Below are 22,813 nucleotides of genomic sequence, written 5' to 3'. Positions count from 1 at the left end.
TTGCATCATCGTGAACCCTTCTATCCGCCGTAACGCGATGAGTGCTGCTCCCACGGGAAAGCTCCGGCACCGAGGACGTCTCGCGCTGCGGTGACGTAGGCGAATATGTTCTGTGGCAACATCTCCGCGAATTCCGACAGGCGGCGAACGTCGGCATCGACTGGCAGCGCTGCGAGCGTTCGGTCGGTGAGGCTGACCAGGTCAGAGCGCTGAAGCTTGGCTTCCCATTCCCGGATCAGCACAAGGCAAGCGTTCACGTGCTGTACGACCTCGCGGAGGGCACCGTCGACCACGCCAACCGACCGGCGAGCCGCGACGGCCAGGTCGCCGGCCGCGGAATCAGCTGCCAGTTCGTCGGCGAGACTGCGAGCTGCCCGCGTCCGGTCTAGGCAGCACAACGCCTGCCATACGAGCTGGTGCACCTTGTGCGGGACTGTTGGATCGATCCAGGCTCGTGCCGGACTGCGGTGCAACTCGTCTACCCCTGCGATCAGGATCCGCGCTGCGTGGTAAGCCTCGCCGAGTTCGCTGAAGTCACGACTCCGAAAGAAGAACTCTCCCCGGACGCGGTCCAGCCGACATGGATGTGCAGCGCCGTGACGGTGGTCGGTCATCAAGCGGGCGGCGCAGTCCAAGCCAGCAACCACGCTCAGTCCGAATATGACGACACCTACGCAGACCAGAACCACATTTAGGCCGGCTACCAGCGCGAGGGCCGTACCGAGCGCACTGCCTAGACACGTTAGAACGATTTCCCGGCTGAGCGCGGTGCGGATACGTTCTCCGCGCAGCCTGGAGTCCGAGATATCGGGGTTTAGAAGCACAGAATCCGGCCCGTCCGGGAACGTTGCGGTACGCACTGGTCCGGCCGACGCGGGTGGGTTGCTGCACGCCATAGGGTCTCCTCATCAAGTCGGCCAGTGAGCTGTCCGCCGCGCTTCCGGTGATGGCTTACCGGTGGCAAGCCTTCCGGTGCGTCGAGCGAGGTCGGGGATCGTTGTGGACGCGAGGGGCCCGACTCGGTTCAGCAGCCGGGCACCTCGCTGCTTCCGTCCCCAGGGGCCGTTGTCCCCCGGTGAGTCACAGGTCTAGCTCACTGACCTCGTGCGACCGCAACGTAAGTACCCGTGCGACTTTGAAGTTGCACGACGGATTGTCACCCGTTCAGTCCAATGTTCACGGTCCTGGTCTCCCGGATTTGCGGCGTAGTGGCACGGGGTGCCGTGATCGTGTAAGCACCGAACAATGAGCGACTGGAACGCGTCCTACCGTCGGAGCCTTCATGACCTGTTGACTCTCCTAGAAGGGCAGTGGACCGTCGCGATCATCGCTACGCTCGCGGTCGGGGAGCGGAACTACTCCGAGCTTCGGGACGAGGTGAACAAGGCAGAGGAACGGCTGGGCTGGACCAGTCACACGAAGCCGCTGACCTCGAAGGTGCTGAGCGACCATCTGCGGAGGCTGGAAGCCAATCACCTGGTCGAGCGTCGCGGCGCGGGCGACAAGTTCACCAAGGTCTGGTATCGGCTCAGTGCGGACGGCAAGGAGCTGCTGAGCATGTTGAGGCCGCTTGCCAGCTGGGCTGCTCAGCGGCAGGTCATCGCCGCAATGGAGGACGAGACCACGTCCCCTGACTAGCCGATAACCACCCGGTTGCGGCCGCCGTCCTTTGCTGCGAACAGGGCATTGTCGGCAGCACGAAGCAAGTCGTCGAGGTCCGTTCCTGCCGCAGGGGACGCAGCGGCACCGATCGAAACAGTGATCTGGATCGACTGTTCGGACGTGGACCTAGCGTCAATTGTCGCAACACTTTCGCGAATTCGGTGCGCGATCGAGAGGACTTGTTCCCCGCTGCAACCCGGAAGCATCACGACAAATTCGTCTCCGCCGAGCCGTCCGCACAGGTCCTTGTTCCGGACGACCGAACTAATCGCCGCTCCGGCCGCCTTGAGAACTCTGTCGCCAACGACTTCGCCATGTACGACATTCACCAGAGCGAACTGATCCACATTGATCAGCAGGAGGCTGAGATTCCCGCCTACCTTCTGCGCCCGCCTAAGCTCGCTCTCCGCCAGCGCCCGCCAGCTGGCGACATTGAGGACCCCAGTCTTCGGGTCACGGGTAGCCGCCTGCTCGAACTGCCGGACCAACGCGGAACGATGCAGTGCGTACAAGGGGAAGAACAAGAAGGCGGCCAGCCACGGAGCCAACGTGAGCAGCGCAGCCGCGACGACCCCCATGCACAGCGTCGCCAGTTCGAGCAGGTTTTCATCCGCTCGTCCGATCAGCCGCCTCCGCGAGCATTTGCCCGACGACAGCCTGATGACAGTACCGACCACGACTGAGTTGACCGTGAAGTAGACCGCCACCACCGAGGCCGCGCCAAGCAGGCTGAAGACTCCGCGGTCAGGTCCGATCGGAACGACGAGCAAGCCGCGCGCGCACCAGGCCGCGATGTGGCAGGACAAGATCACGTTGCAGGCGCTGAACAACGTGCGGTGCATGTGGATACCTGAGATGCCGCGCCAACTCCGCAGCCACAAGTGCAGGTAAAGCACGACTACGACGGCAAACGCGAGCACTCCGGGGAGAATCAATGCTGCAGCCAGTGTCCAGACCGACGAGAAGTTCACGTGCGGGGTATCAGCGAACCGGCGACGGCGACGCTCGACCTGGCGACCCATTTCGGCCGCGACGATCCCGAGACCGACGAGAACAAGGCAACTGCGCATGTCGTGGAACGTCACTCGCGCGGACACTGAGTCGGCGACTAGAACTGCCGTCGCCGCCAGCACCACGGTCACCACGAGCGCGCGGACACGCACGGGAAGTGACCAGATCGGCCAACTGTTCACCCGGCTCAGACCGCGAGACTGCCCTGAATCGGTTACACGTTGCATACTGAACTCGCTTCCGTTCCCATGGGGAGGGCTGCGGCTTTTACGACTTGTCCCAGGCTCGGTCCTTCCTAAAGCCGGATGTCCCGGGAGGGGGTTTCATGCGCAACAAGGACTGGTGACAGCTTTCGCGCTCCTGACGCGGGCTCGTCCTCGGCAGATCTCACCTGGCGCGGACGAGCCCCCTTCCAGACGATCGCCGCACCAAGAGCAAGCACAGACGCCGTCAGCCCCGACGCTGCCACGGTGGCCACTGGTCCCACCTGGTCAGCGGCGAGACCGGCGACGACAATCGCCGCCCCTTGGGAAGTTTGCAGACAAGTGCTCATCCTGCCCATGACTGTGCCCCGCTTGCTGTCCGGCACGATTTCGGCGACGACTCCTTGCAGCCGAATCAGGTACACCGTCGACAGCGCGCCCGAGACGGCCCACAGCACCGCTGACCCGACCAACCACGGCACCGCCGCCGAGGCCAGCAGCGGAAGACCTGCCGCGATCGCCGGAATCACTACGCTCCGCGCGGACGGCAGCGAGTCCTCTCCACTTGCCCACCACCCTCCCAAGACGCTGCCAATGGGGTCTGCTGCCATCAGCAAGCCGACGGCGAACGAAGTCGCTCCGAGCGCGCCTGCGTACGGTGCCGCAACGCCTTCCGGAACGACCAACAGGCCGGTGAGCGAAATCAAGATCACCGGCGCGACGAGGCGCGGACCGAGACGCTCATCGACAGCCGCAGCGGACCGCTCCGCGGCGGCGGAGCCAGCCCGCGACGCCGGACGTGATCGAACACCGAGCAAGACGGCGAGCGCGCTCAGCAGGAACGTAGCGCCGTTGAGCAGCAACACCGGTTCGGAGCGGATCGCGACGACAAGCACGCCGCCAACTCCGAAACCGACGACTTGCGCGATCTGCGTAGTGATCTGTCGCAGCCCAAGGCCTGCCTGGTACTGCCGTTTCGGAAGCACGTCGCGCAGGAGCGACAACTGGGCTGCCTTGAACGGCGCGCCGGCCAACGTCAACAGCCCGATGAGGCACCACAACGCAGGCAACGGGAGTCCCGGAATCGCCATCGAGATCGCCAGGCAACCCCGGATGACGTCGCTCACGATGATCACTGTGCGGCGTGGATACCGGTCCGCGAGGCCGGACAGGAGAAAGCCGCCCAGTACCGCAGGTGCGAAGGTCAGCGCGTAGCTCAGTGCCGTGAGAGACGCAGAGTTCGTGCGACCGTAGACCAGCAGGGCCAGGGCAACCCGGGCAAGCTGATCCCCGGCAACCGAGAACGTCTCCGCCAGCCACATTGTGCGGAACTCGCCGCATCGCAGGACTGCCGCGAAGTTTCCGCGTACGCCAAACTGCATCTGCTCGCCCCCTCCCCGGAAGCTCACAAGCCGATCAACGACTCTCCCCGGCCGAAGATCTTGGTCTATTAAGGTATGCCGGAGCGTGCCTAAGTGGACACAAACAGCGAGATGTTCACACGTAAGAATCAATCTGCGTACGGACCGTGACTTGCGGGCCGCTCCCGTTCACTTGTTCGGAGCAGCGACAACGCAGGATGGTCGATCCGGCGCGAGAACGAGATCGCCGTGACCGGAGCCGCCCGCGTGGCGGACTCGCTGCCGATCCGCACTGAAAGCGGCTCCGACTGCCGTCAGGCCTCAGCCGGTGCGCATCTGCCGTAGTTCGTTTCGCCAACGCGACCAGGAGTTCTTGATGCCGTGCAACAGCTTTCGCAAGGTTGCGCGCTCGCCCCGAGATCAACCGTAGTGACGACAGGGCATCGGACTCCAGCGACGCGGCTGGCCGCTAGCCGCGGGTTCGAGGTCGGCGGTCGCCGAATTGCTGACGTCGGGCAGGTCCTCGCCGACGGACCAGGTGCGCCGGTACGTAGTGGCTGACCGGACGTGACCATTGGTCGTCGGCAGTGACGAGTTGATAGGTGACCCAGCCAAGCAGGCCGCCGTCTTCGCGACGGGCCCATTCGAACAGCAGGCCGGGAAGCTCGGTCTCGATCCGCAGGCCGGCGCGGTTGCGGGGCGCGAGGATCTCGGTGCCCAGCGGGAGCAGCTTGCGCACGCTCACCCAGACGGGAGCCGGCGGGTCCACTTTCCGCACGGTTGACGGCCGCTCATTCACTTCAGGTCACCTGCTCGCATCCACGTTGCCGGGCCGTCCACGGTTGTCGTCGACCCAAGTCGAATCCGAACATGTGTTCGATATTGAAGTCAAATTGGCCGTTCGTCACAAGGTGATCGATCTGGAGCTGCGAGATGCGTGTTCGGCACGTGACGGCCGGCTGTGCCGCTTCCCGGGCATCCGCGTGTGCTGCAGCGTGCCTCGACGACCGCCCGCTCAGGCCGAGTCTCCGGACGGGATCGGTCGTCCGCAGGTTCGACGGTGGTGGGCTCTGCAGACCTGTCGTGTGGGGTTGGCCGCCGCCATCACCTGGATCGGGTGTACAGGTCGCGCACGTGTGGTGCGTAGACCATGCCCTCGCGGGCGTACAGGTTGCGGCAGAGCTGGTCGCGCATGGCCACGACCAGCATCTCCGTGCGCGGCAGGTCCAAGCCGTCGGCGATCTTCACGACGGTGGGTATCGACGGCGCGGCGGTCATGCGTTCGATCCTCGACAGCCGCAAGCGATCGGTGCCCGACAGTCGGGCGACGTAGGCCAGAGTGCGATTGTGCTTGATGCGCCACAGGTAGAGCACCTCACCGAAACGGGCCACGGACCGGCGAGAGCCCGCGATGTCGGCCACGCTGGCGCTGCGGCGGGGTCCCTGGTCTCGGTCTGAGCCCTCGGCTGTGGGGAAGCTACGGCCCGCGGCTACGGCGAGCGCGTACGGGTCGGCTTTCAGGGCGTAGGCCAAGGCGGCCGCGCTCCACAGCGATCGCAGCGGGGTGCGGCCCCGTTCGAGGGTTCCGATGGCGGAGGCGCTGATGCCGGAGCGCCTCGCCAGGCCGTCGATGCTGAGTTTCAACGCCTGACGGTGCCTGCGCACGAAAGCTCCCGCTGTCTCGGGCGGTTCGCCAGCAGCGTCCGGTGTGCATGTATCACCGACGGTGGAGGCGGGTGTCGGCTCGCGTGTCACGAGCGGGCCTCGCTCGCTTTGGGTGTACAGGAGGCTTCTGTCGCCGGCACGGGTGCGTCGAGTTCCTGGATGCGGTCGTCGATCACCCGTCGGGACGCTGTCGTGGACAACGCGAGCAGGCGCAGGTCTGCGGTCAACCGCTGGTAGGCCCCGTTGTCGGGCGCGAAGACGCCGGCGCTGTGGTGTGCGAAGTAGGCGACAGGACCCGCGGATGTCTCGTAGCAGGTGAATGGATCCCGCAGCGAGGGCCGGGAGCAGATCTCCGACGGAAGGACGCGCACCCTGACCATGCGAGTCGCGTTTCCCAGCGCGCGCAGGAATCGGAGCTGGCCCAAGACGATGTTCGGTGCCGGGACGGGCCCGGACAGAGCGGGTTCGCCGACGAAGACCTCGACCTGTTTCCTGCGTGAATCCCTAGTTGGGGTCCGCAGAAGCCGTCGCTGTGCCGCCTGGGCGTTGACAAACTCCCCGATCTCTCCGGGGGACGCGCCGTGATCTTTCAGGACGGCGCGTGCGTAGTCGGATGTCCACACGGAGACGGGTATCAGCGTCGGGTGGTAGTCCGCGAAAGACATGGCGAGTTGGGTGAAGTGTTTCCGCGCCTCGGCATGATGGCGGTGGTGTGCCGGCTGGAGGATGACCACGCTGGGGTCAGTGGTCCTCGCGAGGCCGGAGATGTAGGCGTGGTCGTCAGGGGAGACGGCCAGAGCGCAGAGGATTCCTCCCACGTGCTCGGCGTCGAGCTTGCGCACGCCGAGTTCCCACTGCGCGATTTGCGAGTGGTGTTTGTGGATCAGATCCCCCACCTCGCGCAGAGTCATCTCGGCCTTGCTGCGTTGTGCGTGCAGGACGGCACCGAGCAACAGGTGCCGCGGCGACGGCTGAGATGCGTTGTGGCTCTTCGTCACGAATAAGTCCATGTTCTCGTGCTGCTGTCGACGTCGGACCTGTACGGACCAGTGCAGTGGAGGCACGGCCTACCGTTTTCGCCTCCTTCGGCCGGCGGAGGCTGCTATCACCCGTGTCACGGGGGTGATCGCGTTCTGGCCGCCGTGGGGCCGGATGGCGACTTTCTCGCGCAGGAGCAGTCGGCGGATCGTGCCGTATGAGGCGTGGTGGGTGCTCGCGACTGTTTGGATGGTGGCTCCGCGCTGATAGTCGCGGACGACTGGCGCGACATTGAGTTCGCGTTTCACCCCTTGTTGCATGGGAGGCATGGCGACGCCCTCCTGCCGGAGGATCCGGCCGGTCCAGCTCAGCGACAGCCCGTAGGCAGCGGCGATCGCCGTGATCGTCTTGCCGTCCCGGTAGTCCTGCGCCATTTTCTGGTTGCGGGCCTGCCGCTCAGGGGTGTGGGCCGGCATCACAGCAGCCGGTGCTCGGCACGATCCCGCGACGGCGGATGTCGAGCTGCGTGAGACCGCTCGCGCAACAGGTCGCGGTGCGTGCTGGCCCACAGGCGGGTGCCGCGGAGCACCACGTACCGGCACTTGCCGATGTCCAAGCCTTGCGGGAAGAACCGCCGCCAGCGTCCTGACGCGACCTTCTTCTCGTATGCCGTGGCCCACTTGGCCAGTTCGTCGTCTCGGGTTGCGGCAGTGATCCCGGAGGATGCGGGGTCTTTCTCGAACCATTCGCCGGCGTACATGCCGAGCACCAGGTCGTGGTCGGAGAACGCGGAGGCGAGGTGTGCGCGGATCCGGCGGTGCGCGCGCTCGGCGGGGATGTGGACGCGGTACGGCTCGGCGGGAACGGCGGCGAGCAGCGGAGGAACCAGCCTGGCGACGTCCTGCAGTACGCGGTTCGCGGCGGCGGTGGTCACGCACGGGATCGCCCACGAGATGGTCCGGTCCGGCAGCGTGTCGTCGAAGATGCGCGCGGCCAGCACGCCCGTGTCCTGGTTCAACGTGATCGCGACGGCTTCGGCGTGCTGCCGACCCGGGAGGTGCAGGTGCAGGCTGGTCGGCGCGGTTTCGTCCAGCAGCTGGATGCGTGCTTGCGCTGGGGGACGTTCTCCGGCAGTCCGTCGGGCCCTGGTGTGGTCGCGGAGGTCGCGCGCGGCCTCGTCTGCGGCGATCAGCTCGGCGGCGGTGTCGAACTCCCGGCCGTCTCCGGTGTGCGGGACGAACGCGGCCTGGTTGAGCGTGGCGAGCGGGGCCAGCCGCCATCCTCGGGGATGAGGGTCGCCGGGCGCGTCGGTGTCGGCGAACCACATCCGCCAGGTGTGTCCGCGGTGGTCGACTGTTTCGTGGACGAATCCGGGAGCGTCGTAGAGTCGTCGCCATGTCGGCGGTTCGGTGTGGTCTCTCACGGCTGGGTCCTGTGGTCGTCGCGCTGCGTCAGTGGTGGAGTGCCGTTTGTGCGGTCCGGCATCAGCGGCAGCTCCGGCGTGTGCTGGTCGGGCATTCGATGAGTCCGTGCCTTCTGGTGGTCAGTTCTGTGGTGTTCCACCCGGTCGCCGTGTCGGTCGTGCGAGACCACACGGCTGTGACCGTTTGTGCCGCGTCGCAGAGGCGGTAGAGTCCGCATTTGCAATCGAGGGCGGGGGCGGGTTCTTCGAAGTTGTTGGTGCAGAAGTCTTTGTGGTGGCTGTTGAACGTCCGGCCGGTCGAACTGTGGCCGTTGGTGACCTCAAGGTAGGCGAGCTGGACCGTCCTGGTTGCGGTGCGGCCGGCCGCTGTCTCCGTCTTGGTTTCCTGGGACAAGGAGCGCAGTCCGCAGTGGCAGGCGCTCGGCGGACTCATGCGAGTCCTGGTGGTCTCTGTTGATGTTCGGTGCGCGCGTGATGCCTGTGCCGGGGCATCGTGTTCGGCGCGCGGGACGGGGGTCCCGGCGGTCTCTTCCAGTGTGTGCAACGGTTTCTCGCCTCCCCCTTTCCTCCTAAAGGCACTCCCGTGTGCTGGCGGCCGAGGGCCCCGTGCCGGTCCGACGGTCCACGCAGGATCGGAACGGGTATCAGGTCGGCGGGCGGCATCCGGACGGCGGGGAGTGTTAGTTCTCCGTGTCCTGTGCCGGTTTCGTGGTCGGCTGGACGGAGTCGGCGAAGGACTCCAGGTCGTCCGGCCAGGGCGCTGGGGGCTCCGTCGTGTTCCGGCTGTCGTCCCCGGTTGCGGCGGTGTCCATGGCTGCGCCCTTCTGCCTGTGTTCTGCGGGCGGGTTGTCCTGCAGGACAGCGCCGTCGCTGTCCGCGGCGGAGAACGGGTTGGGGGTCGGGTTCGGGCGGTTCCGCTTTGGCGACCAGTACGTGTCGAGCATGTCGCGGACGGGGACCGGAACCCCGTGCGGTCCCAGGGGAACGGTGACGTCGTCGAGCATCCGCCACAGCGCTCGATCGGCCGGCTCGGGGTCGAGCGCCCTGCCGAGGGCGCGGCGGTGGTCGTCGATGGCTTGGGCGAGCCTCCGCACGACGTTGCGGTGCCTGTCGTTCAGGATGGATGCCTGGTGGTTCTCGTCGGCCACGGCGGCGCGTGTCTGGGCCAGCCTCGTTTCGACGAGGCGTTTGAACACTGCGACGCGGGCACGCCACTGGCCGTATCGCTGTTCGTAGTGCGAGGACAGGTCGAGGCCCAATTTGCCGCGTCGTTCGTTGCGCCTCGATCGCCGCGTGCGGAGGTCGGTGTCGACCCTGTGCTGTGTCGCGATCAAGATGTTCCGGACACGGCCGAGCAGCGGCGGGACGATCAGGGCCTCCCACAGTCCGGCCGCGTCCGGGCCGAGGTTGGCAAGCACCAACTTTTCCAGCTCCTCGTCGCTGCACCCGATCAGCTCGGCCATGTCCGGCGGGACGTCGGTCACGGCAAAGCACCGACTGCTCCGTGCCGCCGGACGTGACCTCATCTGGGCTTCTCCCAGGTGCTCGGCTGCGGGCAACCCGGTGCCCTGCCCTGAGTCGTGGGTCAAAGCAAGAGACGGTTCCGCGTGCGGCAACTCGTCATCGCTGCCCGGGGACTGGTCTCGGCCGTCAATCGCGGTGAAGTGGGGCCAGATCATGGTGTCCACGCCCGCCACGGAACGTCGGCGTACAGGTCTCCGGCGGCGAGCCCGTCCGCGATCGCCGCGGGGCGCAGCAACGCGACCTCGGCCTCGCCCGCCCATCGGAGCGTATGAGGCCGGCGAGCCGCGATACTGTCGGTGTCGGCGAGCGTCACGTCGAACAGGAACGCCAGCTCGGACGACGACCAGGGACGGCCGTCGACTGTCCTGTGCTCGACGACGGAGCAGAAGCGCAGTCCGGTGATCGTTGCCTCGATCTGGTCGCGCACGGTGCGGCGGAGGGCGTGCTCGACGGGCTCGCCGTCGCGGACCGGCCCGCCCGGCAAAACAAACGCGCCGGTGTCGTCGGTGATGAACAGGATGTCCTCGCCGCGGCCGATAAGGGCATACGCCCCAACTCGCGGCCCTGGCGTGTAGCGGGTGTTGTTGTTCACAGCGGATGTCCCATCGAATGCTGAGGGCCGGTGCCGATCGGCGCGGCCCTGCGCGCCGTGCGGACCCGCCCGCTCCGACCGCGCATCTGGACTCCGGACTCGGCCAGAACCCGGTGCACGAAACCGTACGAGCGCCCGCATTCCTCGGCCAGCGCACGAACAGTCGCGCCTTTCTCGTATTTCGTCTTCAGTATTTCGCGTATCTTGTCCCGGGCGGGCCCGGTTATCCGACGCCCCTTGATGCTGACTGCTGGCGGTGTCACGGTGTCCGCCTTTCCTTACTGCCTTGTTACCTTGGCCAGTTGGATTCAGGTGTTCATGTCGCGCGCTGGACTGCTGCCTGACGTCCCGCTACGGACAGATTCGGAGTCCTGCGGCCTGTCCGGACGCCGTTTGGTGTCCGGTGGCCGTGCTTCCGACTGTCGGAATCCGCCGAGAGATGTCCGCCGTCATCACGTTGTCCCGCCTGGGACTCTCGTCGCTAGCGGTCGACCGGCAGGATGTCGACGTCGTCGACCGGCCATGCGGTCCGGGTGGCGATCCAGTCGTGCAGGGGACGGTGACGGGGCACGGAGAGCAGACACATCTCGTCCTCCTCTGCGACTGGGGATTCTTCGCGTCCTGCTGGAATTCCTGCTGCAGCCTGGACGGTACGGGGCCGGTCGCTCACGGCTGATGACTCCTCTCGTTTTCGATACGGGCACGGTCCCCGCCGGGAAACACTTGATGCACCACATCGGTTTGAGTTCGTCAGGCGGCTCTTTGTCGGCAATGCAGGTGACGCCGCATTCGCTCATCCCGAGCCACATGCGCCCTCTGTACAGGAGCAAGAGGAGCCGCAGGGGAACCTTGTGCATGACTGCTTCGCGGCGAAATGCGAACGGCCAGAGTGCAAGGCACACCTTGTAAGAGGACGCAGGAGAGTTGTCCCCGGACACGTCAGGCTGCTTTCAGGCCGGCGAGAACCTGGCCCCTGTCGTGCTCGAACATTTCAGCCAGACTGCCCTGCGCGGTAAGAGGAACCGGCAGCCTGCGCATCGAGCACAGGAGAGGCTCCCCCAACCGACTCTCAGCCCAACATGCGAGCAGATACCCGGACCGGGCCAGCTCGGCCAGGCCCAGGACCGCCGTGCCATCGGCGGTCTTCTCCCCGTAGGCGCGATCGACCATGCGACTGGGAGACAGCCCCCGAACGTTGCAGTACAACGTGAATCGGGCGACCGTCGAAGCGCGAGTTCCGAACTCGTGTGAGGCGGTGGCCCCCGTGCCCATCGCAGGAGCCGAGCCGCTCCAGCTGAACCCCCGGCCTTCGCGTACCGAACGCAACACCCTGCCGAGGACATTGCGGAACTTCGCATCGGCCTTCGCGGCGCGGTCCAGACCGCCGTCAGCATTCGGCGCGGCGGACTCGTGTGCAACGTCGGTTTGTGCTGGCCTGTCACTGTTGTTCATGATGCCCTCCGGGAGTGCTGGCTTCGCCCGTGAACGCGGTGAGGCCAGCGAACCGACCGGGGTCGGCGATGCCGCCCCTCCCGCCCGCCCTGGACGAGGACCAGAACGGCCCGCTGCTTCTCGCACTGTCGCGCACGGGACCGTTCAACGATTCGGACGCACGCCGCGCACCTGGCCCCGGGGGCCGAAATGGCAAGCGAGCATGCCAATTGGCGACCGCAGACGGCGACAAGAGGGACTCCGCGCTCGTGCGCAGCCTGAAACGCCTCATCGGTAATCTCGTGCTGCAGGCCGTCCCGCCCGCACGTATAGGGCGTGGTCCACAGGCGTTGAACTGGTCCGGCCATTCCGGACACCTCTCAATCGGGGTGGAACGCGGTGGAGGCAACTGGTCGGGGCCAGCCGCCTCCACCGCGGCTATGGGGCGGCAGGCGGGCGAGGGCGCCCGGGCGTTCTGCTGCGGGGCAGAAGGTGCACGCCGTCGGGCTCGACCTCGCCCGTCCGCCGCCGATATCCCCTGGGACGCTCGCGCCGTCGACTACCGACGCCCCGGGGTGGCCGCAATGCCTCAAGAGAGACCAGCAGGCCTTGACCTCACGAGATCTCCGCTAGGTTGCGAGGATGCATTTGGCTAGGCCTCCTCGGAACACGCGGCGCGTCGATGGGGCCGCTGCTTGCCTGCCCGGGAGATCTCGCAAAGGCCCAGTAGAGCGCGACTCGAAAGCTGGGCATTCCGAGACAGGCAAGAATGACGGGAATCTCCAGCGAGACGGCGGTAGTACACGGTCCGGCGATCGCGATTCTTGTGCGTTCTCGGATGAACTCCCCCAGCACACGCCGCGCGGGACCAACCCCCGCCGTCGTATCGACAACTACTGTGCACTGCATGTCGCGCACCGCCGCCAACGCCGAGCTAAGTTCCCAGGCAGCTTCCGTATTCATCCGTTCAACCCCCTCGAAAAGCGGCTATCGGCGCGTCCGCGTTTGACTCCAGAATCGGCAAAGCGGGAAGCGAACATTGTCGGATGCCGATTGATGCTCACGTCCGTTTACAACGTGTCGCACCGCTTACTGCGCGTCATCCGGCGAACACATGAACCGTAGACATGCGCACGTGCGTGAATCAAGCGCGAACGACGCACGTGCGGGAAGTGCGGTGCAAATGCGGTACCGCCAGCGGTCACCCGTTCAGGGCCGCGCATGGCTCGCGAGTGCCTCCACTGGGCCGATTCGTTGATCAGCTCGGACGTTCTATGCAGGTCAGGGACCCGATTCGGGGAGCGAAGGCGGGTTCGCTAACCTCAGGTAGTCGAACGTGCGGCGCTCGGCCGAGCAGCAGCGCCGGACGAGCACTCTTGGCGAGTCCGCGCACGTGCGCGGACTGTATGCTCAGCACATGGCGACTTCCACCCGCACAACCCGTGAACTTGGAAGCCTGCTGCGCAGTGCCCGAAAGGCATCCGGCAAGAAGGTCGATGAAGTCGCCACGCATGTCGATCAGGCTCCGTCCAGCGTCAGCCGATACGAACTTGGGGAATTGAAGACGTCCTGGCCCATGATCAAGACGATCCTCGAATTCGTGGGAGTCTCCGCCGGAGATCCGGTGATGGAGGATGCGTGGGGCCTCTACCAGGCGGCGAAGAACGAGCCTAAGCCGGTCAGCCTGCCTAAGGGCGCGTCGGCTGCATTTCGGCGACTGGTGCACGAGACCGGTGACGCGACAGGGCTCCGGGAACTCGCAACGACGTTGATCCCCGGCATGATGCAAGACGAGCGGTACATGATGGCCCTAGCGCAGGCCCTTGGAGACCCGACCCGGCGCGCGATAGCGGTCCGGAAGCAGCGACAAGTGCGACTTGACCACCAGTGTCGGAAACCCCTCTGGTACCACGCGGTTCTGGACGAAATCTGTCTGACGCGTGTCGTGGGCGAGCCTTCGGTCATGCTGGCTCAACTCGAACACCTCGACAGGCTCGCGCAGCAGCCGAACGTGACACTCCAGGTCGTGCCCAAGGAAGCCGGCGACTACGGTGCGGCGACCGGAGGACTCACGCTCGTTGACTATGAACCGGGCGTGCCGTCGTGGGTGTACTTCGAGTACCAGGCAGGAGCCAGCGTGGTGGACAACCCAGACGATGTGCAACGCTTCGCGAAGGTCTTCGACAATGCCGCGGGTCTCTCGCGTGAAACGGGTGAACTGCAGTGGAAAGGACCCGCATTGTCGCCGGATGAGACGGCTTCCTTTATCCGCCAACAGATCGGGGTGCTGACGAGCGATGCGTGATCTTGACAGCGAGGCTCGGCTTGAGTGGTTCACGAGCACCTACTCCGGCAACGACCTGGAAAAAACGAACTGCGTGGAAGTAGCCTTCGGAGAAGCAAAGGTGTTCCTGCGCGACAGCAAAGACCCAAAGGGCGGCATGCTGGCCATTCCCTGGGACAACTGGCCAGGTCTGCTCGCTGCGATCCGACAGAAGACGGACGGAGACGGTTGACCCTCCGGCCGCCGACGCGGCACGCCGCGCCGCCTAGGACGAGCTTGGAACTGTCCAGCGTCGGTGGCCGCGGCAGCAGCTGTTCGAGCCTGAACTTCGGCTGTGGTTCGTGGTGTGCAATACGCCCGATGCAAGCCAACCGCGGCCGCACGCCAGAACCAGATCTCTGCGGGAGAAGACATGATTAAATCGGTAGTCTTCGACGTCGGCGAGACGTTGCTCGATGACACGCGCGAGTTCGGCGCTTGGGCGGACTGGCTTGGCGTCCCCCGGCACACATTCTCTGCCATCCTCGGAGCAGTCACCGCTGCAGGCCGGAACAACGCCGAGACATTCCAGGTGCTGCGCCCTGGCTTCGACCTGGAAGGCGAACGCCAACGGCGCGAAGACGCAGGCGTCGGCGAGGAGATCCACGAGAGTGACCTCTACCCGGATGTGCGCCAGACTTTTGAGTCTCTGCGCCGACATGGCCTGTGGGTAGGGGTGGCCGGAAATCAGACCGTGAAGGCCGCGGAGCTGCTCCGATCGCTGCAACTGCCGGTCGACGCGATCGCAACCTCAGGGGAATGGGGCATCGCGAAGCCAGATCAAGCGTTCTTCAAGCAAGTCATCGACTTCGCACCCGGCGATCCCGGCGAGATCGTGTATGTCGGAGACCATCGGGATAATGACATCGCACCCGCTCGCGCAGCAGGACTCCTTCCTGCGCTCATCCGTCGGGGACCGTGGGGCTACCTGTGGGCCAGTGACCCGGTAGTGGTTCGTGACGCCGAATGGGTGATCGACAACCTCATGGAACTGCCAGACCTGCTCACCACACCGAAGACATAGCTAACGAGTTCCGCCGCTTTCCACGAGAGCTTGCAGCGGCAGTACTTTGTCACGGAGTTCGAGAAGGCCTTTGCTGGGTGAGCCAGCGTTCGTCTCCCAGAGCGTTCGGACGATCGAGTTGACGTGCGGATGCTCTCGCACGTGTTCAGGCGCGATCTGGGAGGCCGTAAGCAGAGCGGAAATCGCGTTGTCGTTACGCCCCGCCAGGTGTCGGACGCGGCCGAGTTCGATGTAGAAATGCGAACGCCGCTCTGCCGGAAGGCTGGTCGGCGGTCGCCACCTTCCGGCCGTACGCATGGCGCCACCGACGTCGCCGAGTTCCGCGTCGAGGGAAAGCTGGTGGATCCGCGCTGACGCAGGGCCAAACACTGTTCCCTGGTGGACGCCCTCATTGACCTTGCAGGCGAACTGCTGTGCTTCGGCGATGTGGTCTCTCGCGCGCACCGCATCGCCGCCGCGAGCCGCCAAAACTGCCGCCCGCATGTGCAACGCGCCATAAGTTGCAGCGGCTGTTGCACTGTCGGTTGTGCGGATCTGCGCGCCAGCTGCTTCTAGCGCGCGTCTCCCCGTGGCGTAGTCGAGGGTCGCGAAGAACGTTTCGCCGCGCACGTACGCGCAGCTGGCGACGAGCAGTTCGTCTTCGGCGTCGACCGCTGCGTCGGACATAAGATCGATGATCCGCGCCGAGAGGTCGTAGTAGCCGTACTTGTCGGCAATGGCGTCGGCCGCACGGTATGCGTTGACAAGCAATCGTGCACAGGTCCCTCGATGTTCGCGTGGAGAGTTCGCGATCGCTCGGTGCAGCTCCGCCAGCACGGCGGGAGCATCGGCGGCTAGGGCAAAATAGTCCGACTGGAGCCTCTGGCCGACGAGCCTCGCGACGCGCTGCCGCAGATGTTCAAACGACCCCACCGGCCCGTCTTCGGGAAAGTCGCGGGCGGCAAGGACGCGCCGCAGAGCTGGAATACACGCGTGAACAGCGCCTGCAGAAGTGCGGCGTTCCGGCGACGGAGAGGTAAAGAACTGGTCGAGCGCATCGAGCGGGACATCCAAGATTCGAGCCAACCCGTAGCGGTGCGTCGCGCGAGGCAACGATTCGCCAAGTTCCCAGCGCTGGACAGTGGTCCACGAGACTCTGAGGGCACGAGCAAGAGACTTCTGGGAGAAACCGCGTCGCTCCCGCAAATCGCGCAACTGCGAACGTGGTGGTTGGGTAGCCATCTGAGCCGTCCTCCCCCGTTCGGGTTTACGCCGTCGACCGCAGGTCACGGCTGGATAGTGGACCCGTGGATAGCAGCAGCGGAACCATCATACGGGCAGGATGGCAAAGTTCGCTCCGGATGTGCGACCCCGTCGCGTGCGCGAATCGGGTTCGCGGTGCTGGATCGTTTGCTCTGCATGTCGCCAGGCGAACACCACCAGTTCATTGCATGCCCTGCGAAGAACTGTAGTTGCGACCGCGGTAGCAATACCGAACTGTGCGCGCTGAGCCGCGTCCGAACGTATGGGCCTTGCGGTGGTTCCCCTCGTCCCAAAGCCGCGCAGCGTGACTGCCCGCCTTCGTCGGTGTCGTGGCGGGGTGGCAAGCTTGCCAAGCGCCGACGAGCGCAGCCCTGCCGGGCTCGGACACGAGAGGCACTACGCGTGAATTCAGGCCATTCCGGAAGTGAATGCACCGTTCGCATGCTGGTGACCGGCGGCGGTACCGGTGGCCACACGTATCCGGCGCTCACCGCGGTCCGCACAGCCCAGGCACGCCTGGTATCAGGGCACGGTGCCGTCCAGGTGGTGTGGGTCGGAACTTCTGACGGGCTGGAAGCGCGTGTCGCCGGGAACGAGCATATTCCGTTTGTCCCGGTTGTTGCGGGCAAGGTTCGGCGCGCGCGAAACCCGTTGAAGATGGTTTCGTGGGCCAATATCAAGGACATGGCGAAGGTTCCGGTCGGGATTGTGCAGTCGGTCCGTGCGGTCGCCGCGTTCAAGCCTGACGTGGTGCTGGCAACCGGCGGCTACGTGTCGGTTCCGGTGAGCCTGGCCGCGTGGGTATGCCGGCGTCCGCTGGTCGTGCACGAGCAGACGGTGCGGCTGGGGCTCGCCAATCGCCTCCTGGCACGGATCGCGACGGTCATGGCGGTCTCGTCGGCCTCGACGTTGCCGTTGTTGCCGGGCCGGGCGCGCGGGCGGGCTGTGGTGACCGGGAATCCTGTCCGGCCGGAAGTGTTCGGCGGGTGCGCGCAGAAGGCCGCGCCTGCGCTGGGCTCGCCGAGGTTCGATGCGTCGCTGCCGACGGTGTACGTTACCGGCGGTGCGCAAGGCGCCGCGCAGATCAACGGGCTCGTCTCCGAGATCCTGCCGTGGATGCTGGAACGGGCGAACGTGATTCACCAGTGCGGGCCGGGTGCCCTGGATCGGATGCACGAAGCCGTCGGCACCGTGCCGGACGAACGTGCGGCACGCTATCTGCCGGTCGGGTTCGTGGGTCGGGAGCTGCCAGATGTGTTCGCGTTGGCCGATGTGGTGGTTTCGCGCAGCGGTGCCGGCACGATCGCGGAGCTGACCGCGTTGGGGCTTCCCTCTGTGCTCGTTCCCCTCGCGTCGTCGGCGGGCGGCGAGCAAGCCCACAACGCTCGGGTGCTGGCGGTTGCGGGCGCGGCGAGCGCGTTACTGGACGAGGCCAGTCCTGCGGCCCTGCGCGACGCGCTCGAACCGTTGCTGGCCAACCCAACGAAGCGTGCTGCGATGGCCGAGAAGGCTCTGGAACAGGGCCGACCGGATGCGGCTGACCGGCTCGTCGGCATCCTCTTCGACGTCGCTGCGGCCGGTCGTCGCTGACCCCGCTGCGGGGTCAAGGATCGGCCCGGCTGGTTCGGGGGCGCTGCTGTGGGTCGAACGATGCGCGGGTCCAGTCGGATCGTTCACCGAGCAGGTGGTTGTCGCGGCTGTAGTGAGTGGTCGCGAGTGCTGGGTCCTGCGGCCGCGGGGTGATCCGGTCGAGGCGGGGCAGGGTGTCGGTGAGAAGTCTGCGGCCGTGGCCGATGGCGCGCTGCCACACGTCGCGGACTTCGTCGACGTCCGGCCAGATTGAGAACAGGGTTTCGCCGAGGATCGCGCCGGAGTCGATCCCGTCGTCGACTACGTGGACGGTGATCCCGGCGAGGTGGTCGCCGTTGCGCAGTGCCCAGTTGACGGGCCGTACGCCGCGGTGCTGGGGAAGCCGTCCGGGATGGCAGTTGACGATCATCGGTGTCGAAGCGACGAGGTCAGGGCCGATGATTTTGTCGTACAGGACGCTGACGACGAGATCGCAGCGGCCAGGTTCCAGCTCACGCCAGTCCCCGGACGCGATGATGTGGGCCTGCGGCCAGCGGGCGGAGACGGTATCGGTGAGGCTTATGTCCCATTCCGGTTCAGGGCGGACGGGGACGACGGTGTCGAGAACTGCGTCGGGGAGCTGGACCAGTGTTTCGCAGGCGTGGACGGCGAGGGTGCCTTTGCCGAGGACGGCGACGCGGCGGGTCACCGTGCTCCCGCTTCCTGCCCGACCGCTGCCGTGCTGCCGGTGGGTGCGGTGCGGAGCGCGGCGGCGAGCGCATCCGCCACTCGGGTGATGTCGCCGTCGGTGAGGTCGGGGTGGAACGGCAGGCTCAGGATCTCGTCGGCGAGGGTTTCGGTTGCGGGCAAAGGGCTTGACCACGCGGAGAAGGCGGGCTGGCGGTGATTGGGCGGGTAGTGCACCCCGGCTTGTATCCCGTCAGCGTGGAGACGGGCGTGGACGGTGTCGCGATGCGGAGCGGGCACGCGGACGACGCAGTTGAACGGCACCGAGCGGGCCACGTCGAGGTCGACCAGACTCACGTCGGGGATCCCGGCCAGCGCGGCGGCGTAGCTGCGCCACAGCCGCTGGCGGCGGGAGGCGATCTCGGGGAATCCGGCCAACTGGGCCCGGCCGATCGCGGCATGGAGCGTGGACAGGTGGCAGCGGAAGCCGGCCTCGTGCACCTGGTAGCCCACGGTGCGGACGCGTTCCTCGCGGACCGCGCCCATGCCGAGGAGCCGGACTCGGCGCAGCCGCTGCGCTTCGTCGGGAGTCCGGGGAACGATGGCGCCGCCGTCGCCGCAGGTGAGCGATTTGATCGCGTCGAAGCTGAAACAGGTGAGCGCGCCAGTGGTGCCGACGCGACGGCCGCCGGGATGCGCAGAGCCGAAGGCGTGCGCCGCGTCCTCGACTACGACGATTCTCCTGGCGGCAAGGTCGGCAGCGATCGGCGCGAGGTCGACGGCGCGTCCGCCGTAGAGCACGGGCATAACCGCGCGGGTCGTCGGAGTGAGCGCGGCGCGGACATGGTCGGCGGTGACGCAGAGCGTGGTGGGGTCGACGTCGGCGAAGCGCGGGGCGGCGCCGGTGGCGAGGATGGCCTGCACGCTGGCGCAGAAGGTCAGCGACGGCACGACCACCTTGTCGCCGGGGCCGACACCCGCAGCCAGCAGCGCCAGGTGCAGGGCCGCGGTGCCGGTCGCAACAGCGACGACGTCCTCGACGCCGAGGAACGCGGCGAGTTCGCGTTCGAACTGCTCCGTTTCCGCGCCGTGCCCGTACTGGCCGGTTTCGAGCACGCGGGCGATCGCTGCCAGTTCGGTCCCGTGCAGGTATGGGCGCGCGTTGGCCGCAAGGCCGCTTGGACTAGTCACGACGGTCATGCCGGTGCTCCCTCGAATTCGGCGGCGTGCTGCGAGATTTCGGATCGCAGCGCGAGGCGTTCGGGGTGGGTGCGGTACCAGTCGATCGTGTCCGCCAGGCCTTCGGGAAAGTCGCGGATCGGGGCGAAGCCCAGGTTCGCGATCTTGTCCCAGGTCATGCTGTAGCGGATGTCGTTGGCAGGCCTGTCGGGAATGTGGGTAATCGCGTCCGCGCTGCTGCCGGTGGCCTTGATCAGGAGCCGCGTCAAGGCGAGGGTCGTCAGGTCGGTGCCGCCCGCGATGTTGTAGGTCTCGCCGGGCGTGCCCTTGCGCAGAACGATGTCGATGGCGCGGCAGTTGTCCGCGACGTGCAGCCAGTTGCGCACGTGGCGGCCGTCGCCGTGCAGGGTCACCGGCTGCCCGGCCAGCAGCAGGGCGAGGAACCGCGGGATCAGTTTTTCCGGATGCTGGCGCGGTCCGTAGTTGTTCGAACTACGCGTGATACACACCGGAACCCCCTGCGAGATGTAGTAGGAGAAAGCGAGGAGATCGCTGCAGGCTTTGCTTGACGCGTAGGGCACTGTCGGGCGCAGCGGCGCGTCCTCGGCGGCCGATCCGGTCGGCAACGGCCCGTAGACCTCGTCGGTGGAGACGTGGACCAACTTGGCCACATCGGTGCGCATGGCGACGTCGAGCAATGCTTGGGTGCCCATGACGTTGGTGCGCACGGATTGCGCGACGTCGCGCAGCGAGCGGTCGACGTGGGATTCCGCAGCCAGGTGGACTACCCAGTCGTGGCCGGGCAGGACTGCGGACACGAGGTCGTGGTTGCGCAGATCGCCGTGGACGAACCGGAGCTTGCCCGATTGTTCCGCGTCGGCGAGGTTGCGGCGGTCTCCGGCGTAGGTAAGCGCGTCGAGCACGGTGACCTGCTCGACGTCCGCGCTGGCGATGAGCCGGTCCGTCAGGTGCGAGCCGATGAACCCGGCGCCGCCGGTGACGAAAACCTTGTGCATGGTGTTCCCCTTATCGGACTAGGCGATGGACAGATCGGGCAGACATGCTGATCAGCTGGCGCGGGCAGGGCCGCTGCCGTTCAACGGCAGGCATTCGCCGTAGTCGGGCAGCAGTCCGGCTGCGCGCGCATGGGACGCGGTGGGCGCGGCGGTGTCCTTCGCCGACAGCATCGGCATGACGTCGGAGGGCCAGGGGATCGCGAGCGCGGGGTCGAGCGGGTGGACCGGATGCTCGTCTCCCTCGCGGTGCGGTCGTGACAGCAGGTATAGGACTGTCGAGCGTTCGGCTAGAGACAGGAAAGCGTGTCCGAGCCCAGGTGCGATGTACAGCGCGGTCCGGTTGTCCTCGTTGAGGTGCTCGATATGAAAGCGGCTGAATGTCGGCGACCCCAGGCGCAGGTCCACGACGACGTCCAGCACCTCGCCGCGCAGACAGGACACGAGCTTCGCCGGACCGTCCACTGTGGTCACGCGAATCCCGCGGAGGACCGACCGGTGCGATGTGGAACAGATCGTCTGCTGTGCGGACCAGTCCGCACCGGTGGCCGCACGAAACTGTCCACAATGGAATAGCTCGTGCAGTGAACCGCGGTCGTCGGCGAAGGACCCGGGCACGACCTTCCACGCGCCAGCGATAGGCACGGGATCGATCCGTGACTCCACTCATCTTCCCTTCCAGAATCAAGCAAGCGATGCTCACGGGCTTGGAATCAACGCTGGGAATGCCTGCGGGACGAAGCCTGTCCTGCGATGCCATGGCCTGACGGATTCGGCACTTGACTCCTTCCCCGGGCGAACGCGTGCGCTTCAGGTCCAGACAGCATCGCCCGGCACCGCAGACGCGGCAATGTCATTGAATTCGCGGCACGAGCCGTCTGTTTGTGCGTTCGTTGTTCACATCGACTGAGGAAAAGCAGGTAGCGGATGCGCGGAGCGTTGGCACGGTGAACAAAACCGGGCAGGAACGTTCTCCGGGCCACTCCGATGGCCGCAACGGACGTCGGACCGCTCCGTTCGCGTTGAAGTCGCCTCTTTTGCTCAAACGGACGGGCATAGGCCGTAACCTGTTTCCCGCGCGAGAAGGCGGGGCACGATGGCGGGGACCAGACGCGGAAAGAAGCGAGCAGGGCACGAGACGACGACCGTCAACCCACCCGCATCCCCACTGCGCCAGGCACGGCTGTCACTGCCGGCCACACTGGCGCAGGTGTGCGAGAAGCTGGACAGCCGAGCCAAAGGAGGCTCATCGGGCGTCACCCCCGGCATGTTGTCCGGCTGGGAACGCGGAGTGCGCGTCACCAGCATCAAGTACCGCAAAATACTGTCCGACTTCTACGACTCTCCGCCGGAAACGCTGTTCGCGCACCAGGACACACAGCTCACAACGCCGGCGGAGCAACCACGACTACTGGTCGGACACCGCGACCTGCGCGATGCGATGGCCGACGTGGTTCGCGACGCCCGCCGGTATCTGGCCGTCGTCGGTTCGCGCTCTCGGGACGCGACCTATTTAGAAGCCATCCACAACGCGCTGGCCGCGGAGCCAGAGCTAGTGCACTACCGGGTGCTGTTCGGGCCACCGCGCCATCAGGTTCTCAAAGATCACCTACTGGACCTGCTCCAGGTCCGTGACCCGCACGACCGCAGCCTAGGCCTGAAGACCTTGCACATCGGCATCGTCGAAGACGATCCCGGCACCCCCGAACGGTTCTTCTGCGCCTCGGAGTCCCGCGCTGTAGTGCCCATCCCCTCGCTGACCTCGTCCGAAGCGTTCGACTCCGGAATGCTGTTCGAAGCAGGCGTGTCCGAACGCCTGATCGACCACGCCCGACAGCTTTACGCCGGAGCACGGAAAGTGGAGACCGCTGCTGCGCTGCGGAGCCTCCCCGCCATGCCAAGCTAGAGGCCGACGACGCCCAAGCG

Annotated in this window: 23 protein-coding genes; 6 read left to right on the top strand and 17 right to left on the bottom strand. The window is 66.2% G+C overall.

Annotated elements, in window-relative coordinates; translation table 11 throughout:
- Window positions 1–20: 20 nt before the first annotated feature.
- The gene (locus ABZX37_RS06290; protein ID WP_354736555.1) at window positions 21–896 is read right to left on the bottom strand and encodes a hypothetical protein; all 876 of its coding nucleotides are present in this window, start codon (window positions 894–896) and stop codon (window positions 21–23) included.
- 349 nt (window positions 897–1,245) lie between these two features.
- Here ABZX37_RS06290 and ABZX37_RS06285 point away from each other — a divergent pair, with 349 nt between their 5' ends.
- Complete coding sequence (locus ABZX37_RS06285) at window positions 1,246–1,638, top strand: winged helix-turn-helix transcriptional regulator (protein ID WP_344287376.1); 393 nt, start codon at window positions 1,246–1,248, stop codon at window positions 1,636–1,638.
- Here the strand turns inward: ABZX37_RS06285 and ABZX37_RS06280 are convergent.
- From ABZX37_RS06280 to ABZX37_RS06230, 11 genes are all read right to left on the bottom strand, one after another.
- Window positions 1,635–2,855 carry a GGDEF domain-containing protein gene (locus ABZX37_RS06280; protein WP_344287378.1) on the bottom strand — a complete coding sequence of 407 codons (1,221 nt, stop codon included), beginning with the start codon at window positions 2,853–2,855 and terminating at the stop codon, window positions 1,635–1,637. The two genes, ABZX37_RS06285 and ABZX37_RS06280, sit on opposite strands and share 4 nt — an antisense overlap.
- A 113-nt stretch (window positions 2,856–2,968) precedes the next feature.
- Complete coding sequence (locus ABZX37_RS06275; RefSeq protein WP_354736552.1) at window positions 2,969–4,198, bottom strand: MFS transporter; 1,230 nt, start codon at window positions 4,196–4,198, stop codon at window positions 2,969–2,971.
- 508 nt (window positions 4,199–4,706) lie between these two features.
- On the bottom strand, window positions 4,707–5,006 hold the full coding sequence (locus tag ABZX37_RS06270) for a hypothetical protein (protein WP_354736550.1): 300 nt from the start codon (window positions 5,004–5,006) through the stop codon (window positions 4,707–4,709).
- A 335-nt stretch (window positions 5,007–5,341) separates the two neighbouring features.
- On the bottom strand, window positions 5,342–5,902 hold the full coding sequence (locus ABZX37_RS06265) for a helix-turn-helix transcriptional regulator (protein ID WP_350564753.1): 561 nt from the start codon (window positions 5,900–5,902) through the stop codon (window positions 5,342–5,344).
- Window positions 5,903–5,988: 86 nt separating this feature from the next.
- Entirely contained in the window at window positions 5,989–6,966 is a 978-nt protein-coding gene (locus ABZX37_RS06260; protein WP_354736548.1) for a Scr1 family TA system antitoxin-like transcriptional regulator, read from the bottom strand.
- Window positions 6,967–6,969: 3 nt separating this feature from the next.
- Window positions 6,970–7,356, bottom strand: a complete 387-nt coding sequence (locus ABZX37_RS06255; RefSeq protein WP_344287388.1) for a hypothetical protein — start codon at window positions 7,354–7,356, stop codon at window positions 6,970–6,972.
- Window positions 7,356–8,303 carry a hypothetical protein gene (locus ABZX37_RS06250; protein ID WP_354736546.1) on the bottom strand — a complete coding sequence of 316 codons (948 nt, stop codon included), beginning with the start codon at window positions 8,301–8,303 and terminating at the stop codon, window positions 7,356–7,358. Before ABZX37_RS06250 ends, ABZX37_RS06255 begins: the two co-directional genes overlap by 1 nt.
- A gap of 680 nt (window positions 8,304–8,983) precedes the next feature.
- Complete coding sequence (locus tag ABZX37_RS06245) at window positions 8,984–9,787, bottom strand: hypothetical protein (protein ID WP_354736544.1); 804 nt, start codon at window positions 9,785–9,787, stop codon at window positions 8,984–8,986.
- Between the two features lie 191 nt (window positions 9,788–9,978).
- The gene (locus ABZX37_RS06240; protein ID WP_354736542.1) at window positions 9,979–10,419 is read right to left on the bottom strand and encodes an NUDIX domain-containing protein; all 441 of its coding nucleotides are present in this window, start codon (window positions 10,417–10,419) and stop codon (window positions 9,979–9,981) included.
- Window positions 10,416–10,661, bottom strand: a complete 246-nt coding sequence (locus ABZX37_RS06235; RefSeq protein ID WP_354736715.1) for a helix-turn-helix domain-containing protein — start codon at window positions 10,659–10,661, stop codon at window positions 10,416–10,418. Before ABZX37_RS06235 ends, ABZX37_RS06240 begins: the two co-directional genes overlap by 4 nt.
- Window positions 10,662–11,358: 697 nt before the next feature.
- On the bottom strand, window positions 11,359–11,871 hold the full coding sequence (locus tag ABZX37_RS06230) for a hypothetical protein (RefSeq protein WP_354736540.1): 513 nt from the start codon (window positions 11,869–11,871) through the stop codon (window positions 11,359–11,361).
- Between the two features lie 1,396 nt (window positions 11,872–13,267).
- Between ABZX37_RS06230 and ABZX37_RS06225 the strand changes: the two genes are divergently transcribed.
- The 3 genes from ABZX37_RS06225 (at window position 13,268) to ABZX37_RS06215 (ending at window position 15,197) form a co-directional block, all read left to right on the top strand.
- The gene (locus ABZX37_RS06225) at window positions 13,268–14,155 is read left to right on the top strand and encodes a helix-turn-helix transcriptional regulator (protein WP_344287398.1); all 888 of its coding nucleotides are present in this window, start codon (window positions 13,268–13,270) and stop codon (window positions 14,153–14,155) included.
- On the top strand, window positions 14,148–14,366 hold the full coding sequence (locus ABZX37_RS06220) for a DUF397 domain-containing protein (protein ID WP_344287400.1): 219 nt from the start codon (window positions 14,148–14,150) through the stop codon (window positions 14,364–14,366). The genes ABZX37_RS06225 and ABZX37_RS06220 overlap by 8 nt, the downstream gene beginning before the upstream one ends.
- 180 nt (window positions 14,367–14,546) lie before the next feature.
- On the top strand, window positions 14,547–15,197 hold the full coding sequence (locus ABZX37_RS06215; protein ID WP_354736538.1) for an HAD family hydrolase: 651 nt from the start codon (window positions 14,547–14,549) through the stop codon (window positions 15,195–15,197).
- On the opposite strand, the gene ABZX37_RS06210 is transcribed toward ABZX37_RS06215, so the two are convergent.
- Window positions 15,198–16,418 (bottom strand): helix-turn-helix transcriptional regulator, encoded by a 1,221-nt coding sequence (locus ABZX37_RS06210; protein ID WP_354736536.1) that lies wholly within the window; start codon window positions 16,416–16,418, stop codon window positions 15,198–15,200.
- 462 nt (window positions 16,419–16,880) lie between these two features.
- On the opposite strand from ABZX37_RS06210, the gene ABZX37_RS06205 reads away from it, so the two are divergent.
- Window positions 16,881–18,029, top strand: coding sequence for a UDP-N-acetylglucosamine--N-acetylmuramyl-(pentapeptide) pyrophosphoryl-undecaprenol N-acetylglucosamine transferase (locus ABZX37_RS06205; RefSeq protein WP_344287406.1), 1,149 nt, complete (start codon window positions 16,881–16,883; stop codon window positions 18,027–18,029).
- Window positions 18,030–18,042: 13 nt separating this feature from the next.
- Here the strand turns inward: ABZX37_RS06205 and ABZX37_RS06200 are convergent, their stop codons facing one another.
- Genes ABZX37_RS06200 through rfbC form a run of 4 tightly spaced genes read right to left on the bottom strand, consistent with a single transcriptional unit; the run spans window position 18,043 to window position 21,532 of the window.
- Entirely contained in the window at window positions 18,043–18,717 is a 675-nt protein-coding gene (locus ABZX37_RS06200; protein ID WP_344287408.1) for a formyltransferase family protein, read from the bottom strand.
- Window positions 18,714–19,895 (bottom strand): DegT/DnrJ/EryC1/StrS family aminotransferase, encoded by a 1,182-nt coding sequence (locus tag ABZX37_RS06195; RefSeq protein WP_354736534.1) that lies wholly within the window; start codon window positions 19,893–19,895, stop codon window positions 18,714–18,716. The genes ABZX37_RS06200 and ABZX37_RS06195 overlap by 4 nt, the downstream gene beginning before the upstream one ends.
- Window positions 19,892–20,890, bottom strand: coding sequence for a dTDP-glucose 4,6-dehydratase (locus ABZX37_RS06190; protein WP_354736532.1), 999 nt, complete (start codon window positions 20,888–20,890; stop codon window positions 19,892–19,894). The genes ABZX37_RS06195 and ABZX37_RS06190 overlap by 4 nt, the downstream gene beginning before the upstream one ends.
- A gap of 51 nt (window positions 20,891–20,941) precedes the next feature.
- Window positions 20,942–21,532, bottom strand: coding sequence for a dTDP-4-dehydrorhamnose 3,5-epimerase (rfbC, locus tag ABZX37_RS06185; protein WP_354736530.1), 591 nt, complete (start codon window positions 21,530–21,532; stop codon window positions 20,942–20,944).
- Between the two features lie 451 nt (window positions 21,533–21,983).
- Between rfbC and ABZX37_RS06180 the strand changes: the two genes are divergently transcribed.
- Entirely contained in the window at window positions 21,984–22,793 is an 810-nt protein-coding gene (locus tag ABZX37_RS06180; RefSeq protein ID WP_354736528.1) for a helix-turn-helix transcriptional regulator, read from the top strand.
- The last annotated feature ends 20 nt before the right edge of the window (window positions 22,794–22,813 follow it).

It is taken from the genome of Amycolatopsis sp. NPDC004079 (genome assembly GCF_040610415.1).
GTDB classification, from domain to species: domain Bacteria; phylum Actinomycetota; class Actinomycetes; order Mycobacteriales; family Pseudonocardiaceae; genus Amycolatopsis; species Amycolatopsis halotolerans.
The sequence above is the reverse complement of the archived record's forward strand: the minus strand, read 5'-3'. Positions and strand labels throughout refer to the sequence as shown.